Raw genomic sequence first — 18,468 nt, 5'->3', positions numbered from 1 at the left:
GCTGAAATTTCCAAAAAGATGGTTGCATTTCTTTATTACCAACAGGTTGGTTTTTAGAAGATTCATTAAAGGAATCCATTATAATCCGCTCATTTTGTACATTTGCAAATTCAATCGTGCTAGTAGTTGACGAATCAAATCAAGAAGTAATTTATCTTGATATTTATGGATAAGTTTATAAAGAAAAAAGACATATAAATAATGCCTTTTTTCTTTATCTTCATTTAACTGGATAACAAACTTCTGTAACCCACTTATTAGGATCCGCTTCCATCGCTGGGCTCACATGGTAAATATTAAACATCGGGCCTGCTAATTTATAACCCTCTGTCTCAATCCATTTTGCCGCAGCCTCATTTACAGCTGTCATCTGTTCATAACTTCCATTAACTGTTATAGAAGCTACATTAGTCGATTCCATATTTTTAAATGTAACGTCTTTTGTATTTTCGTGCTTACCTAGAATACTTAGCTGTATTTCTATATCTACATCATTTTCTTTGTATTCACGATCATGGAAAACCGCAATACTATAACTCGGTTGGGCAATACTAATATTTTTCATTTGAATTTCTTGCATTAATACACTCCATAAATCACCTTCGCAATTATACGATGGAATAATCTTTCTAACACTAGCTACAGTTCTTTCTGGAATTTCTTTTATTGAAACATGATAATTCATCTCAACAACATCCTCTCTCATCGTTTTCATTGAGTCTTCGAGGAGACGTAATTGTTTTTGGAGGTTATTCATGTCTTCTTTAATTTGAGCACTACGATTTAAAAATTGCTCTTTTATGGTATCTATATTATCGCATTCTATTATTTCTTTGATGGTAGCAATATTAAACCCCATAGCTTTTAACGTTTGAATTTGATTTACTTTTTTTAATTGGTCTGCTGAATAAAATCGATATCCACTCTGCTCATCGACTTTTACTGGTTGTAGTAATTCCACTTTATCGTAGTGTCTCAACATTCGTATACTAATGGAAGATAGTTTTGAAAAATCCCCTATTTTAAACATGATTTCCTCCTATAAGTTACATCTACTTTGAAGCTCAACTTTATCTTAAACAATGACATTGTGTGAGGGTCAACTATTTTTAACGATTTAAATAACAATTTAACATGTTATATTTATATAATTAAAAACCTATATTCCTGTTTTTATGACTACTGCAATTGACAATCCATCACTAGTTATTTTTCTCAAGACATTCATAAACCGCCATCATATCTCGGTTATCCAACTCACGTATGCGATTAAAAATTGGTATTTGTCCAACAGCTTCTGTTAATAAGCTTTCATTCACAACATCACTTACTTTTCCAGTTAACCATGTTTGTACATCCACGCCCTCGACAACTTCTTTTAACCCTTCGTCATTAATACCACTTGCATTACAAGTTACACATGGAATTGTTAGTTTAAAGACACCATCATGTAGATTATCTTCGGTTATCACTTTCTTACCTTTACAAAATGGACATGGATTATTCTTTTTAATTTTATTAATTTGGGTAACTAATTTTTTGTATCCAAACGCTTCGTATACATACGTAAGTTTTTTATATTTACCATTTGTGAAATACTTATCTATAATGGTTTCTCTCGTTTCATAAACATTAGGGAAATCACAAACAGTTACCTGATTATTAACACTAATGGATTCGATATTTCCTTTTATTTCGCTCCAGAATGGTAAGACATTTTGTAACACCATTTCATAGTTTGAAAAGCTTGCTTGTTCTAATTCAAACATTTTCAATGCAACTTGTGCTTTTCTTGGCAATAAAGAAACATCTTCTGTCAATACCATATCGCCACCAACAATAGACTTCAATTTAACAAGTGCCGGTAAATCACCAACTGTTTTCAATACTTCATTAATAGGCTGATTGATTATTTCACGAATATCTACGTTACCAAATTTAAGTGGTTTATGATGATTTAAAACCGTCCCCTCGCAAATTGGACATTTCATCATTTTTTTTGAACTTTTAATTTCTTCTTTAATAGGTGCTTTTGAAATAACAATATATCCACCAATAATTGTATTAAACCCTACCCATGTTCTACGTGTCTTTCCTTTTTTATCATAAAATGATTTTTCAAAATATCCGTACCAAAACGTATGCTTTTCTTCTTCTGACATATCATTATAGCTTTTTGACAAATCGTGACCAAGCTCATTTTTTATTTCTTCGAATAGAAATTCTATTTTTTCATGCTGATAAAATTTTAATACCTTCATGATTTCTGGATCGAATAGCCCATCCCAAAATGGAACACTTTTATCTTGAATGGCAATATCTTTATCAAAAACTTCAATTTGAAGACGTCCAGAACAAGATGGACAATGATTGTCCTGTGAATAGAAATCAAAACTTCTCGTATCTTTATTAATTGGATGAGCAGCTACAATATGATTAATTAATCCACCAATCTCATATAAGAAACTATATTGACTATATAAATGTCTTTCAAGATCAATAGCAATAACAGGTGCGATTGTATCAGATTCATATTCACCATAAATTAACCTAGCCATTGATGATAAACTTTTTAAAATACCGCCCTTATAAACATTTTCGGCATTTTTAAAATAGTTAATATGATTTCCTTCTAAATAGTGAACTCCTTTTTTCTGCTTAAGCATTGAAGAGATATTTATTTTCTCTGTGCTATTCACATTACTTTTTTGACGATAGTAATCCTCATGATTAACAACATCCAAATGCTCTACAGATTCATTCTGCCTTTTTCCAAAATCAACTATATAATCAGAGCTTTCTAACATGTAACGATTATGCTCAATCATAATGATAGAAACTGATTCATCTTGCAGAATACCTCTAATACTATCGATAAATTGATTTAAAATATTTTGTGATAAACCTTTTGAAGGCTCATCAAAAATGAATAATGTATGTGGATTTCTAGTGTTTGCAAATAATTCCGAAACTAAATGAACACATTGAAACTCACCTGTCGATAATGTTTGTGTTTTTCTCTCTAATGTTAAATAGCCAAGTCCTAATTTAATTAGTAGGCTCAAACGTTTATAAGCGATATCTTCATTTGGAAGTTCATCAATAATATCCTCAATCGAGCGCTCAAAAATATCATCAATGTCTTCACTATACTTTGTTAGTTTCTTTTTAATATCTAGGAAAGTTGCTACAGTTGATCGACTTGTAATTGATTGATTTCGGTCTTGTCCCACCATAACTAATTTATCTTTTGGATATCTTTTCAAAAAATCTGTAGCTAGACATTCATTGACAAGTGTAGATTTCCCACATCCTGATTCTCCTGTAACCGTTACAATCCTGTTTTTAGGAATTTGAAACTCCTCCATTTGGATATTACGGCAATATAAATCATAGAATGTATAATATTCTGTTGGTATTTCTTTATTTCGATCCCACAGTATTGACTTTGGTCTTGGTGATTCTTTCACAATTTTCCCGCCATATTTTCCGCTACCAGGTCCAAAGAACAATTGCTCATCAGATGTATCTAGTACTGTATCTGAATGATCAATAAGCCAAATTTGATTTTTACACCCTAATCGTTTAATCTCTTCTAAAATTTGTAATAAAGTTTCATGATCAAGTCCAACTGAAATCTCATCAATAATAATTACAGCATTTTCACTTACTGCCATGAATTCGGCCAAATAAAGTCGTGTTAACTCTCCACCTGATAACGTACCCATAATTCGATTTAATGTTAAATAACCAATGTTCATATTAATAATATTTTGCAGTATATGCTGTTTTTCTTCACTAATATTTAACTCTTTTGCTAGTGAAAGAATAGATTCAACACTTAAATCATTAATATTTGAAATTGAATGTGGCTTGGCCAACAAATCAATTTCATGTTGTTCAATTTCTTCACTATAACGTTTTCCCTTACATTTTTTACACTCAACATTTTTTGTAGTACCACGGCCTTTACAACCAGTACACCAGCCTAATTGATTATTAAATGAAAAGACCTCTGGAGAAAGATTAAATACTTCAGCAAGTTTTTCCCGAACCTCTGTAAAAACACCAGTATGAGTACCAATCGTTGAACGCGGATTAGACGAAATCGATGATTTTCCTAGAAAAAGTACTAAAGGCATTTCTTCCATCTTAATGGCACTAAAATTTGTTTCCATAATGTTAGGAAATAAATATTGATATTCAGCCTTTGGTAATAAAGAAACTAATCGTTTTTTTGATTCTTCACCAATTGTTTGGCAAAAAGTTGTTTTACCCGATCCAGATAAACCAGCAATTCCAAACGATTTATTAAACGGTATAGTTGCATCTAATTTATTTATGTTATTAGCAATTAATTGATTTACTTTCATATTAACCTCTATTCTTATTTATTCACAAAAGCATTTTTACAATATAATAATTACATAATTAATATTACCTATTATGCAATTATCCTCTCACTTCATGAATCTTATCCTTGTATATTTCAAACCACTGTTGCCATTCATCTTTAGAAAATTCTTTCTCTTCTCCTTCTAAAACGAAAGAAAAAAGATTTAAACAAATATGCCAACCAGCTACATCTCTCGGTGTATGATCTGTTAATTCATGAATGTACTCTTTAAGAAGTAAAAGAGTACCATTTTCCTCATTATGTATTTCAAATCTGACACGGTCTTTATCCCAAGTAAATTCAAGTACTGAGTTTAGTTGACACTCTAAAATATCAATATTTATGAATGAACCGTCCATCATGTCGAACTTTATTATTCCAGCAGTTTTAAGGCTTTCAATCTGTAAATTCGGCATCCATTTTTTCAGCTTACTGTTTTCTGTTAATACAGACCAAACTTCTTCTGCCGTATATGGAAATTGGCGTTCAAATTTTACAATATATCCATCAGTTAGTTTCCTAATTTCAGCTATCATTTTGATTGTCTCCTTATATAGAATATATGTTCCCATTTCATTTTACACGAATATAAATATAAAATAAATATTTATGTCAACGAAGTGTTAATTTAAAGTGAATGGTGCTGAGAAAAACTTAAATATTTTCTAAATCGAATTATATAATATTGAAAATTAAATATAGATTTATGTACAAATAAAAAAGCCGCATTTGCGACTTATGAAATCATAGGATTAACTCCTTTTTTTGTTGAATGATTAGCGCTTAATCGCATCGACAATTAGCGATGGAAAACCAAGTTTATCGCCTTTATTTCTAGAATCATACCTTTTCGAACGGAAAATAACACCGTCGTTTGCATCCCATTCGTTGTAATAAAACCGACCATTTTCATCACAATATTCAAGTAAAACTACCTCGAATCCAGCAGTTTCAAACATTTTCGTTAATGTTATATAATTATGAACGATTTTATGACTTGCTGCTGGATGATCTTTCGGACCGGGGCCCCCTATTTGAACTATATTTTGATATGCCTCATCCTGAAAGAATGCATCAGGGACTCCGCACCGAATATGACCAGATGGTTTTAAAAATTCATAACAAATTTCAGCTGCTCTTACACCTTCTTCAAAAGTAAGGTGTTCCCATACATGCTCAGCTAAAATAGCTGAAATAGAGTTGTATTCAAATCTTTCTTCCCACGTAGCTTTATCTAGTAAGTTAAGTTCATCTTCTTGCGTTTGAATCCAACCTGGATTATTATTAAACACTCCAGCTCCGACAACTACTTTAATTTCGTCTTGTTTTATTGCCACCATGTTCACCTCTTAAACATTTTAATTCATTAATATATTCTATGTTTACTATTATCCTTCCTCCTTTAACAAATTTAGTACCATGAGTCCAGTACAATACCGAACTCATGTCCTAAAAACTCTCTAACGTAACAATCTGTCTAACTCTATAAAATTAGTTCATAATATACGATTTTTCTTACAGAAATATAGCACACCAAACATTAGCATAATACCAATTACGTAAAAAATTGTTGTTCCGCTCCCACCAGTATTAGGAATTACCCAATTATTCTTCGCATTTTTCACTGTTATTTTTTTTGTCTTTACTGCTTCTGTAATTTCTATTTCTATTGGATCCCTAAGTAACATATATCCGTTTGGCGCTTTTATTTCTTTTATCGTATATTTTCCAAGTACTAATTGACTGGAAATCACCTTTCCTTTTTCATCCGTTGTTAATCTAGCCACTTCTTTACCCTCTTTATCTAAGACTTGAAATATAGCGCCTTGTAGTTTTAAATTGATATCCTTATCATCAACTTTCTCAATTTCAAATTGTCCAGTCGGATCTGGTAATTTCTTATTTCCTATTTTAATTTCTACTACTGCATCTTTTTCTACTTTTACAGTTATTTTTTCTTTTAATAATTCGTAACCTTTAGGTGCTTCTACTTCCACTAAGGTATAATTTCCTATTGGTAAGTCTTTTGATACTACTTCTCCTTCTTCATTTGTTACTAGTTCTCCAACTATTTTTCCTTTTGAATCTTCTATATGAAACTTTGCCCCTGCTAGTTTTTTATTTTTATCACTTATGTCTACTTTCACAAGCTTCATTTTCCCCATTGGATCTGGCAATTTCTTATTTCCTATTTTAATTTCTACTACTGCATCTTTTTCTATTTTTACAGTTATTTTTTCTTTTAATAATTCGTAACCTTTAGGTGCTTCTACTTCCACTAAGGTATAGTTTCCTTTTGGTAAGTCTTTTGATATTACTTCTCCTTCTTCATTTGTTACTAGTTCTCCAACTATTTTTCCTTTTGAATCTTCTATATGAAACTTTGCTCCCACCAATTTTTTATTATCATTATTACTATCAACTTTTTTTATTTTTACTTTTCCAGTACTAGGCTTGTTCCAATGTTGCCAGTTAAATTTGAAATTGTGAAATTCAAATCCACCAGTTTGTTGTACAGCGCCGACAAATGCTTGTCCATTAATCGAGCCGCCTTTTGTTTCTAATACAGCATTTGGGGCAAACACACTCCCAACGACACCATATCCCTCTGTTGTAATTTTTTTCGCATTTGGAAAAACCCAAATCACTTTCCCGTATAGCTCAGTAAACGGGGAATTAGGAGAATATGGTTGTGATGTAGGAATTATATCCGTAGCCCTTCCAATATTGTTCTTGTCATATAGAATAGCCCCATTTTTAAATGTAACCTCTGTTGCATCCGAATACATAACAATAAAATCTTTGTCCTTAGCACTCGGTAAAAATACATCTCTTATATCTAAATTAATTTTCCCTGTCAATTCTGATGAAACATAAATATTAGGATTGTTTATATCTTTTCCGATTCCATGACTCATATTTGGAATTGGGGTATTTGTTTTATATTGACCTGCATTTTTACTGACTTGGTTCACTATATTGCGAAATTCATTAAATTTCGCGTCAATTTCTAGTTTTTCTTTATAAACGATACGATCATAAGAGGATTGTATGATGCGATCTGGATCACTCTCTTTTGTCATTACGACTATTCCGTTTTGAATGATAAAAGATTCTTCTCTTGATTTCTTAAATTTTCCAGACAATAACAAGGACGGATATCCCTCATCAACCCATTTTTCACCTACTATATTAGATGTTCCCGCTGCAGCACCTACAATTGTATACCCCGATGCATCCATATCACCTTGAACTGCAATTGCTCCTTCAATGTCGCCACCTATTGCTTTATGGTTACCAAAGACAACAGCATTATAGCGCGATATATCACCTAGACCTTCTAAGTTTGTCGTGGATCCATATACTTCTTTTGGTACATATATGACAAAACTTACACTTAACATTAACAAAACAATAAAATGAATACTTACCAGCTTTAATCGTAGCCTCAATTCCTTTGTTCCCACCTTTACCGTATTTTTTCTATAGTCGAATAAAATGAAATTTTTATTAATGATGATTTACTTCAATCCCCTATATACCTTCTTTACTTATCTCTGAATTTACGGTCCCACTTCCCATTAATGCAGGATAAATACATACATTCTATCGAGTAAACCTTTTCTTATAAATTACGACTAGAAACACACATAACAATAGGAGTGGAACTATTACAGTCCACTTATTAAACATAAATATCTCTGTACTCACTTTTTGTTTTTCTTTCTCGTTTAACTCCACACGCTCACCTCGAACTAGCAATCTATTGGTGTTTACTCCATAAGGCGTACACGTAATTAAAGTTGTATAATCTTTTTTTTGTACAATTTGTAGATCGTCCGTTTCGTGTGGTAACACTACTTTAATTTGATCTACTTTATAAGCAAGAACTTTGTCTAAAGAATGAATATAAAAAAGATCTCCTTTGCTCAACTTATCTAAATCTGTAAATAATTTTGCTGATGGTAAACCACGATGCCCTGTTAAAATAGTATGCGTACTTTCTCCACCTACCGGGAGCGAAGAAAAATCTAAATGACCTATCCCGCGACCCAATACTTCCTCAGAGGTCCCTTGATAGATTGGCAGTTTTATATTAATTTTCGATATTTCAATATACCCCATTACATCTCCTAAATTTAACACATCAGCATACGCTTGATGATTACTTTTTTTTTCAGAAAATGGATCTGTAAATGTTTTCGCAGAAGTTTGAACTTGTTTATTATATTCGGCTGCTTCTTTTTCCCTACGTTCGACTTCTTTCTTTTGTAATGCTTTAATCTTCTTATCGTAAGAGCTAATCTCAGAATAATGTGCACGGGTCGCCAACCAATTACTAATAGTAGGATATAAAAAAATACCTAATCCAAATAAGAAAATACCTCCCAAAACAAGATTTCGTTTCATATTTCCACCTCTGTATACGCTTAAATATCGAAAAGAGGAAAGCATTTTGCTTCTCCCCTTTTCATATGGTTACATGTTCCTAAAATCTTAATTTCTAGCAAACTTTTTTCTAAAGAAAACAAATGCCGCTGTAAGCATTAAAGTAAGGCCTATTACAGTAAAAAGAGTCGTTCCTATACCACCCGTTACCGGAAGAATCCATCCACTTTTATTATTTTCAATCGTCAATTTAACTGTTTGATTATTTTCACTAATCTTTACATCAATGGGGTCTTTTAATAATTGATAAGATGCTTTTGTACCATCTTCTTTTGTATATGTTGGTGCTTTCGTTTCAAAAATTTGATAGTCTCCATATGGAATGTTAGACCATTTAATAACACCATTTTCATCTGATACACCTGTTACTTCTTTTCCTGCTACGACAACTATTTTTCCATTATTATCTTTAAGTACAAACTCTGCACCTTTTAATTTATTCTTATTAGCACCATCAATTTTTGTTAACTCAATTATTCCAGTTGTCGGAATAACAACTACGGGTTTAGATTCCTTTTCTCCAATTACATCATTTTTATTTGAAAAATGTATTTTTGCTGTATTGAAAATTTCCGAACCAGATGGTACTCCTTCTTTTACTTGAGATTTAATTTGCAAATGAAATTCTTTTTTACCATCTAATTTTGTGAAATCTTTTACTGTAGCTGTTACTTTTTGACCTTCTATAGCTACCTCTACAATGCTTGCATTTACTTCTGCTCCATCAATTTTCACGATTGGCTTTCCTTGAATCACTAAACGATTATCCAAAGTATCTGTTACCACATATTTTTTGTATTCCTTAATGTCTTCTGGAATTAATGTTTTAATATCATAATTATAATTAGTTAACGGATTGATTGGTAACGCTTCCAATTTTCCGTTAATCTTTTTATCAATTGTTGGTTCTTCATAGTTTTTCACTTCTAATTTAACTACTGTACCAGAAGTAATAGTTCCATCTTCATTAATTGTTCCGGAGTTCTTAACAAAAAACTCACGTTTAGTTGGATCTATTACATAGCCTTTCGGAGCTTTTGTTTCTTGGAAATAGTATTCTCCATACACCAATCCTTGCACGCGAATATGACCATTAGCATCTGTTACTAACTCTTTTTTCACTTCTGTACCGTCTTTTTTAAATAAAGAGAATAATGCACCTGCTAATGCTTTTTCATTTACACCAGTTTTTATTAAATCCACTGCACCACGTTTAATCTCATTTTTGGGATACATGTGAACATCATAGTTTAGCACCTTACCCTCTTTATTTGTTAATGGAATATCCACTGTATACGTATTGGGATTTAGATTAACATGTGGAGGTCCTGCCACTTCTTTCACCTCATAACGTCCTAGCGGAAGATCTTTTAATACAGCTTGTCCGTTATCATCTGTTACTACTTGATTTGGAGTGGCTCCCATTACAGGTTTCACGTCTTCTTTTACGATTTTCCCATCGTTTGAAATTTTTTCAAAAGAAGCAACCCTTTTTACTTCAAACGTTACACCTTTTAATGGTTTCACATCCTTTGGCACCTCTTGATTTGCAGAACCGTCACCTTCTAGTCCCTGCGCTCCATCTTTTTCTTGTTCATACTTATGAATCGTTAAAGTACCTTTAGATGGTGAATCTGCCTTTACTAATACACTAGACCATGTAGAAAATGTTAAGAATAACACTAAAAGCACACTAAATATTTTTTTCATTGCTCTTATCCCCTTTACTACTTCTATCATTTTAAAAATTTCTTTATTACTATTACCTTCTTAAAAGCAATAGTGTGCCAAGTATCAGATTTAAACGAATAACATAAAACATAGTCGTCCAACAATCCATTGTTTACAATCACTTATTCACTTTTCTTATCTTCTATTATTACGTTGTCTCTCCACATGATATATGTAATTTTCTCCCCTAAATTACACGTATATCCCTATTTCAAGAATCATTACATTTGTTACATAATAGCTTTCACCGCTAATTTCGACTATTCACTTACTGTCAATCTATTCATTTCTCACTTCCTATCCCTATTTAAAATCCAATCTTAATCATTTTTTAATACATATAAGTAATAACCAACAAATAAGTGTGACGATTCATATTTTACGTTACTGTCCAAAACTATTACCTGTATATTCAAATAATATGTGCTATTCATGTTAAATTATGGTATTATTCTTAGAAGTTTATAACTTTTATTTATATTTTTTTATTGATAAAGGTTTTCCGTATCTACTTATGAAAAAGGAATATATGTTTATTTAACTATTACGCATAACTGTAAGGAGGAAGAATATGACTAAAAAGCTCAGTCTAGTTGAGATAGAGTATATTTGCAATATGTTTTTTCAATCTTTCGAAATTCCAGTTTGTTTTTTAGATTGTAACAAAAATATTCTTTTAGAATTTAAATCAAAAAATGATTCACATTCGTTATATACATCAAAAATAGAAGAGTTACATATGCTTTTTCAGAGAAATGATACATATAATTCCCCCATCTTCAGAACTCACGAATATCTAGGGCACTTTATTTTAATTCACATAAAGAGCGATTATATGGTGAACGGTACTGTTATTATTGGGCCCTTGACACATGTGAATTCTTCTACAAGTAAAGCGGATAGTAACCTTAATTTTATTCCAAATTATAAAAGAACAAGAGACCATTATTTTTCATTGTCAGTCAAAGATCAAAATTTCTTTGTAAATATAGCGATATTGTTCTATAACATTCTCTATAAAAAAAATTCAGATGTAAGCACCTTTTCAAATAACAGTGACTCACTTCATATAAGTCATAGCAGCATCTTAAACGAAGATGTATATATTTCAATGCAAAAAGACGAATCCATTTATCATAATTTATATATAGAGCAGCAACTACTTAGTTCTATAGAACACGGGGATAAAGAAACCGTACTCAAATATTATTACGAATTCCAACAAGAGACTCTTTCATCTTTATCTTCATTCCATCAATTAAGACGTCATAAAAACATTTGTATTTCATCCATCACGCTCGCTACTAGATATGCGATAAAAGGGGGACTTCCATCTGGGATTGCTTACAAAATTTATGATTTACATATTCAAAGAACAGAAGATTTAAAAGACAAAGAATCTGTTTGGGATTTATTAAAAAATGCTTTTTGTACCTTTGCAGACCGTGTAAAGGCACAAAAAACACAGCAACATTCACAGACTATTGCTATTTGCAAAAACTACATTTTTAAAAATATTTACAATCCAATATCTGTTAAACAAGTTGCTAAATTTGCAAATGTGAATTCAGATTATTTATCTATATTATTTAAAAAAGAAGTCGGTATTTCATTAATTGAGTACATTCAACGTGAACGAATCGAAGAAGCAAAGAAATTATTAACTTTCACCACCTATCCTTTATCAGACATATGCGCTTCGCTTAATTTTAGCGATCAAAGTTATTTCACTAAAATTTTTAAAAAATTCACCAATGAAACACCTGGTAAATATCGAAAATCTCATGTTGTCATTTAGAGTGAAACTTCCATTAAAACAAAATGTTTTCAGTAACTCATCAATAGCAGATTAGAAGCACTCCCAGATTCATGAACTATAGGATTTATGCTTTTTCCAAACCAAAAAACACGTTACTATTCTTTTATTTTAATGAGAATAGTAACGTGTTTTTTATGTAATGTAGTTTTGTAGACAGAACATGATCCAACTACAAATTTTTATAGAAGCCAAATGCACCGCTTAACTACTAAAATCTTATTAAGTAAAAAATCCATATTTTGTTTTACTTACTTTCTACTTTATTTCTTTTGAATAATGAACTCTTTTCTTCAAACGAATGATCCCTACTATTATTTTTGTATCTTTCTAAATTTGCGAACAAAAGTGAGTACTGTGCCTGTAATAATCATCAATATGCCGATTGCTGCACTGTTAGTTGTACTTACACCCGTCTTTGGAAGCTCCTTATATGTATATTCTTTTTTATCGCTATTACTGTTGTTTGAGATATTACTCTTATTTTCCTTATTAGCAAGGCCATTAGCTTTGCTAGTTTCTTTATCTTTCACTAATACTTTTTGTATTGCATTTACCTCATTACCCACGGAATCTCTAACACTATATATTATTTCATAAGTACCAGCTTTAGTTGTATCTATAGTTCCTTCATACGCTACTTTAGAAATAAGGTCACCGTCCTCTTTATCAGTAGCTGATACCCCTACCAATGGATCAAATTGATCACCCTCAGTAATTGAAGTTGTAGCAGGTACTTTTAGTATTGGTTTATCATTTTTAACTTCTTCTCTAACTTTGACCGTTACAGTTTGCTTCGCCGTTACTTCATGACCTTTAGAATCTGTAACCGTGTACGTTAATACGTAAGTACCGGCTTTAGTTGTATCTACTTCACCATCAACTTTGATTTTAGAAGTGAGATCACCGTCTTCTTTATCGATAGCTAATACTTCTGCCATTGGAACAAATGAATCTCCAACATGAATTGTCGCTCCAACAGGCACTATTAATTTAGGTTCTAAATCTGATGTTTCTCCATTTCCCTCTACAATTACAGTCTGTCTAGCCGTTGTATTTCTCCCTTGGGAATCAACGACCAAGTATTCCACAATGTATGTACCTGGTTTTGAAGTATCTACATCGCCTTTATGCTTTACTTTATTTGTTAAATCACCATCTTCTTTATCAACAGCTTTTACATTTCTCATTGGATCAAACGTATCACCTACACGTAGTGTAATCGTAAACGGTACAGTTAACTCTGGAGCTTGGTTTTCTGCTGTTTTTTCGTTCTCTTTCACCGTTCCTGTAATTTTTGCCGCATCAAAAGCATTTTGGACTGCTTGAACTTCAATTGAGTTCGCTCCATATTTATTAGTTGCCACTTTAAGGCATGCCAATTTCAATTCAGAGAAATTAGAAGTCATATTTAATTCATCAGTATTTGCATAATAGAAAATATCAAACATTCTATCTTCACCAATACCATTTACATTTACACCGTTATGAGTACCACCTTGTGCCATTAAATACGCAACTTTATTAATAATACTTGAGTTAAAATGAACGCCTCCATAATCCTCTCCATTTAAATCATTATATTTACTATAATCATCCGGATACGGTAGTCCTTCTGAAAAATTAATTGCAGTTGGATTTTTCATATTACGAAAAGTCGATCCAGTTTGTTCTCCTATTGTCCAGTTAAATTCCCCATTATTTATGTATTTCTCTATAGCCGTTCCCATAATATCCGATAATGCCTCGTTAATTGCCCCAGATTCTCCTGAAAATTCAAGGTTAGATTCACTTGATGTAACTGCATGTGTAAATTCATGACCGGCTATATCGAACGCTTTTACCATGGGATCTCCATATAAAAGCATACTAATGTTATTAATATTAGTACTAAATGCATTCTCCCAATTTTCAGGATCATTTGTTCCTCCAGAATCCCATGCATGTACAACTGAAACTACTTTTTTTCCTTTATTATCAAAACTATTACGCTTATATTTTTCTTTATAAAAATCGTATACCTTTGTTGCTAAGAAATGAGCGCTTACCGCCTTTGGATCATTAAATGTTGTTGAAACACTAGTTGTTAGTATACCAGGATAATAACTTTCTTCATTTGTAATATCTCTATAATTTACATCATATGTCTCAATTCCTTGTCCTCTTGTGTAATCAGCAAGCGCATAATTCCCACTGGTCTGTTTAGAAATACCAAATGTACGAGTTACGCCTAAATCATCTTTTCCTGTTCCAGTTAATGATGTAAAATTGCTAGTTTTATTTTCCTTAACGGATTCAACATACTCTTCACTTATTTTCAAACTTGATTCTTGTACCATATCTTTTAACATTTCACCATTATGAGCATTCACTAAATAAGTTCCAGATACATAATTTGGTGTTGTAGCAGCAAATGTAACTTGATATGCATTGCTAGCCTGCCCATGATTTTCATCAACAAAAATAACTGCCTTAACTTCTGGCTCAGAAATAAATTTAGTATCGTTTCCGTACTTTTTATAAATATATTGTTTTGCTTCTTCTTTTGATAAATTAATAGGTTTCTTTAAATCTTCTTGTGTTAAATTTTGTGCGCTAGCTCCTGAAATGCTTTTAATAATACCTTTTTTATCTACGTGAGCAGTCAACTGGTGGCCATATACTTCTTTTCCTTCATATATTTGTTGCATGCGCACAAGTGTAGTTCCATCATAAGAACCACGTTTTTGAAGAACCTTGTAATCTACTCCTGTTTCTGCACTAACTTGTTTTGGAGACAAAGCATGCTCCGTATTTTCCTTAAGTGCATCTTTCACTACATTCTCTGGTGCCTTTTTTGATGGTTGTGTCAGATCACCTGTACGGAACGAATCCTCTTGAATTTCAACTTGCATTTGACCAGGTTCCTCTGCATGCCCTACTCCATATGGTGTTACACTTGTTAAAACGAATCCTGTTGTTAATGCAACTATAGCTATTTCTTTTTTATTTCCCATGATATTTACCTCGTATAAATTTCTATTATTTATATGAAACTGCTAAAATGTATACAATCTATTCCTAACATAAAAAGATGACTTTTGTAATCTACAAAAGCCACCTCTTCAATATGTAATATCCCTAAAATGTTTTTAATACATAATTTCTATACGAACAGAAAAAAGCATTCATTAACGAGCATTTTGCAATACTTTTATTAAGTCATTTATATTTTCAACTTTCTGCTGAAACTGATCAAGTCTGCTATGTAACAATGAAGGATTTTTATCTTCAGTTGAAATAACTTGTTTTAATTCGTTTTCTAATTTATCATACATATCAAAGAAATTATCAAATTCTACACTTACAAGCTCTTCATTTTCGCGATAGAATCTTTTTGCTTCTATATAAGTCATATATGATTTATTTAAAAATCCTAATGAAATTAAATATTTAGAAGTGTTTTCTTGATAAATAGCAATATCACACGCTATTTTAATATCAGAATAAGTCTTTTGAACGAGACAATGCAATTCAAAAATCTTAAACTTTAATCCATTATTCATTTCATCCCCTCCCATCGTATCTATTCTACATAAAATTAGAATATTATACAAAGAAAATTATTAGCATGAAATTGACAATTTAAAAAATAACTTAAGGATAAACAAAATCCCTCTCATTATAAATTATAGTTGCGGAGCATTTACCAACATAACAGCAAAATAAAAAGCGAAAAGAATAAATCTTTCCGCTCTTAGAGTAATAAATACATTTCATATTGCGCTAAAGAATTCTTTTCAAATCCACATTTCTTAAGAAAACCTTCCAGTAAATTATTGTTAGGAAACCCAATTGATAAACTTGATAAATTTAATTCTTCTCTTGCTACTTGTAATAATTTCATCCCAACACCAATATTTCTATAATCTTTGTCTACGAAAATAAAACTAATTTTACCTTGTTTATTTACACATAGAGAGCCTTTTAAGTCATTATCGACATATGCACCATAAAATACATTATTTGTTTTTTTGATATAATCAATATCATTTTGCCAATTTATATGGAAGTTTAACCATTTCTGAATTTCATCTTTAAAAGTTGGAAATTCTAATTGTTTTACTTCAATATCCTTACAATCTTTATTCATTATTTTAGTCAAATCATTTAAATTATAATAAGAAAGATCGTACACTTTTTCATAGCCCAACTTATTATAAAAATGAATCGCTCGGTCATTTCCTACAATGACTTCGAGAAAAAGTTGCTTACATCCATGTTGAATCGCCTCTTCTTTATGCAGTTCAAATAATTTTTGACTCACACCAATACCGCGGTAATTAGGATGAACCGCTAATGTTCCACAGCGCATAGTCTTAATACTTTCATAATCCTTTATACCACCTAGTATTACGCCAACAGGTTTGCCTTCTTCTAAAGCAAGAAAAGAATGTTCTAGCAAATTACCTTCTGGTCCCAAAAAACGTTGTATAAAATCCCCTTTTGAAACTTCCATTTTAATAATGTAATCTGAAAATCCAACTTTAAAAGCTTCATATACTAAATCAATATTTACATCACTACACCTTTTATATTGAATCATAATATAATTATGCCTCCAATTACTTATGTTAAAACCCTCTAACTATCTATTATTTACTACATTAATCTCATAAACACGTAAAAAGGCAATTAAATGCTCACATGCTCTTTCGCATGCTAGCATTTTAAAGATTTTTTGTTCTTCTTTCGTTTTATCATTTGCTTGATCTGAAGCAGCTTTTAAACAGAGAAATGGTTTTTTATTTATTTGACACACATAGGCGAAAGCTGCTACTTCTTGATCAACTGCCAATGCTCCATATACGGTATGGAGTAAATATCTCATTTCTGAACTACGAATACGTTGATCTCCGGATAAAAATGTACCGAAATGTATTGGATCATATGATCGTATTTTTTTTATTCTTCTTACAAGTGATTTTGTAGTTTCAATAGGTGCTGTTCTACCGTTATATAAATTAAAAACATCTTCCCCTGAGCCAGCTGCAGTAACATCGTGTTGTATTGCGTTTAGTGCCACTACAATATGACCGTTTTTCACCTTGTTTGATAAACTTCCGCATATTCCTGTCATAAACAACTCATCTGGCTGAAACTCACTAATTAACAATTGTACACAACTAGCGCAGCTTACTTTACCGACACCAGTAACAACTGATATAATTTCCAGCTCATTAATAGTATGAAAATGAAATTCCCAAGCTGCTCTTTTTTCAACACGTTCACTCGGATAATGTTGATGCAAATACGTCAGTTCTGGTTCCCATGCAGATACAATTGCAATACGTTTCATTACACGCTTCACTTCCCCTATTGTCATTTAAATAAGTTATCTATACTTTCTCGTTCATAATCTGGAATCCATTCTTTGTATTTCTTATATGAATCTCGTATTATTTCTTTATTCTTCGCAATTACTTCACATCCTCTATCATCATACATAAACATCACAATATCTTTCTTTGCATTTATGAGAAATACATCTGGATAAGAGATTTCTTTTTTTCGTCCAAATCGAAGATACAGATCAGAAAAATCCTCATGATTAGCAGCTTGTATCAGCGGTTCATATTTAATATCTTCCGCAAGACATTTAAAAGAAAATTGATATGTACAATATAAAGTGAAACTTTAATCAGTGGGGGGTCTTACTGCCCGGCAAATAGCGGGATAAATCTGCTTCTTCATCTTCAAATAAAAACGGTAACGTTTCTTATCTTATATGAAATCTTAAATCTCTTTTCTTAATATATTTATTGTATATATTTATTTTCTGTGAAGTTTTTATGTTTTCCTTTTTAAATCTATAAACATTTGTCACTACAAACACTACATCTTCTTTTGAAAATATGTCTTCAAAGTTGAGAAAAGTATTCCATATTTAAATCGTCGGTTCCTTCTACAATTTGATATTTATCTTTTCCGAAATCAAAATGTAAATGATTTTCCCACTGAGAATATAAGTAGGGTCCTAATGTAACTCCTGGAAATGTTTGATTCATATATTCTTTTAATTGCATTTCCTTGTCCT

Annotated in this window: 12 protein-coding genes and 1 pseudogene; 1 reads left to right on the top strand and 12 read right to left on the bottom strand. The window is 31.5% G+C overall.

Translation table 11 applies throughout. From position 1 onward, the window contains the following. Positions 1 to 220: 220 nt before the first annotated feature. From ACTL4X_RS12410 to ACTL4X_RS12380, 7 genes are all read right to left on the bottom strand, one after another. Positions 221 to 1,030, bottom strand: coding sequence for a MerR family transcriptional regulator (locus tag ACTL4X_RS12410; protein ID WP_000472640.1), 810 nt, complete (start codon positions 1,028 to 1,030; stop codon positions 221 to 223). Positions 1,031 to 1,202: 172 nt separating this feature from the next. Further along, entirely contained in the window at positions 1,203 to 4,373 is a 3,171-nt protein-coding gene (locus ACTL4X_RS12405) for an ATP-binding cassette domain-containing protein (protein WP_441395046.1), read from the bottom strand. A gap of 79 nt (positions 4,374 to 4,452) precedes the next feature. Beyond that, positions 4,453 to 4,932 carry an SRPBCC family protein gene (locus tag ACTL4X_RS12400; RefSeq protein WP_000559863.1) on the bottom strand — a complete coding sequence of 160 codons (480 nt, stop codon included), beginning with the start codon at positions 4,930 to 4,932 and terminating at the stop codon, positions 4,453 to 4,455. A 240-nt stretch (positions 4,933 to 5,172) separates the two neighbouring features. Next, positions 5,173 to 5,736: a class I SAM-dependent methyltransferase gene (locus ACTL4X_RS12395; protein ID WP_000225721.1), complete on the bottom strand. Its 564-nt coding sequence runs from the start codon at positions 5,734 to 5,736 to the stop codon at positions 5,173 to 5,175. 156 nt (positions 5,737 to 5,892) lie between these two features. Further along, positions 5,893 to 7,848, bottom strand: a complete 1,956-nt coding sequence (locus tag ACTL4X_RS12390) for a SpaA isopeptide-forming pilin-related protein (protein ID WP_441395045.1) — start codon at positions 7,846 to 7,848, stop codon at positions 5,893 to 5,895. 154 nt (positions 7,849 to 8,002) lie between these two features. Further along, a complete protein-coding gene (locus tag ACTL4X_RS12385; RefSeq protein WP_080016464.1) occupies positions 8,003 to 8,806 on the bottom strand; it encodes a class C sortase in 804 nt (267 codons plus the stop codon). An 87-nt stretch (positions 8,807 to 8,893) separates the two neighbouring features. Next, on the bottom strand, positions 8,894 to 10,555 hold the full coding sequence (locus ACTL4X_RS12380) for a SpaA isopeptide-forming pilin-related protein (RefSeq protein ID WP_000719302.1): 1,662 nt from the start codon (positions 10,553 to 10,555) through the stop codon (positions 8,894 to 8,896). A gap of 592 nt (positions 10,556 to 11,147) precedes the next feature. Between ACTL4X_RS12380 and ACTL4X_RS12375 the strand changes: the two genes are divergently transcribed. Continuing rightward, a complete protein-coding gene (locus ACTL4X_RS12375; protein WP_000162828.1) occupies positions 11,148 to 12,374 on the top strand; it encodes a helix-turn-helix domain-containing protein in 1,227 nt (408 codons plus the stop codon). A gap of 332 nt (positions 12,375 to 12,706) precedes the next feature. Here ACTL4X_RS12375 and ACTL4X_RS12370 read toward each other — a convergent pair whose 3' ends face one another. The 5 genes and pseudogenes from ACTL4X_RS12370 to ACTL4X_RS12350 all read right to left on the bottom strand — a co-directional run bounded on the left by ACTL4X_RS12370 (position 12,707) and on the right by ACTL4X_RS12350 (position 18,457). Then, positions 12,707 to 15,388, bottom strand: a complete 2,682-nt coding sequence (locus ACTL4X_RS12370) for a M4 family metallopeptidase (RefSeq protein WP_000527069.1) — start codon at positions 15,386 to 15,388, stop codon at positions 12,707 to 12,709. Between the two features lie 174 nt (positions 15,389 to 15,562). Next, positions 15,563 to 15,937, bottom strand: coding sequence for a hypothetical protein (locus ACTL4X_RS12365; RefSeq protein ID WP_001059022.1), 375 nt, complete (start codon positions 15,935 to 15,937; stop codon positions 15,563 to 15,565). A 191-nt stretch (positions 15,938 to 16,128) separates the two neighbouring features. After that, positions 16,129 to 16,977, bottom strand: coding sequence for a GNAT family N-acetyltransferase (locus ACTL4X_RS12360; RefSeq protein WP_000617041.1), 849 nt, complete (start codon positions 16,975 to 16,977; stop codon positions 16,129 to 16,131). A gap of 42 nt (positions 16,978 to 17,019) precedes the next feature. Further along, a complete protein-coding gene (gene mtnN, locus ACTL4X_RS12355) occupies positions 17,020 to 17,757 on the bottom strand; it encodes a 5'-methylthioadenosine/S-adenosylhomocysteine nucleosidase (RefSeq protein ID WP_000151939.1) in 738 nt (245 codons plus the stop codon). Beyond that, positions 17,754 to 18,457, bottom strand: a pseudogene (locus ACTL4X_RS12350) (DUF3885 domain-containing protein). Before ACTL4X_RS12350 ends, mtnN begins: the two are co-directional and overlap by 4 nt. Positions 18,458 to 18,468 lie beyond the last annotated feature (11 nt).

This window comes from Bacillus sp. RE35, from assembly GCF_052146655.1.
Taxonomy (GTDB): domain Bacteria; phylum Bacillota; class Bacilli; order Bacillales; family Bacillaceae_G; genus Bacillus_A; species Bacillus_A cereus.
The sequence above is the reverse complement of the archived record's forward strand: the minus strand, read 5'-3'. Positions and strand labels throughout refer to the sequence as shown.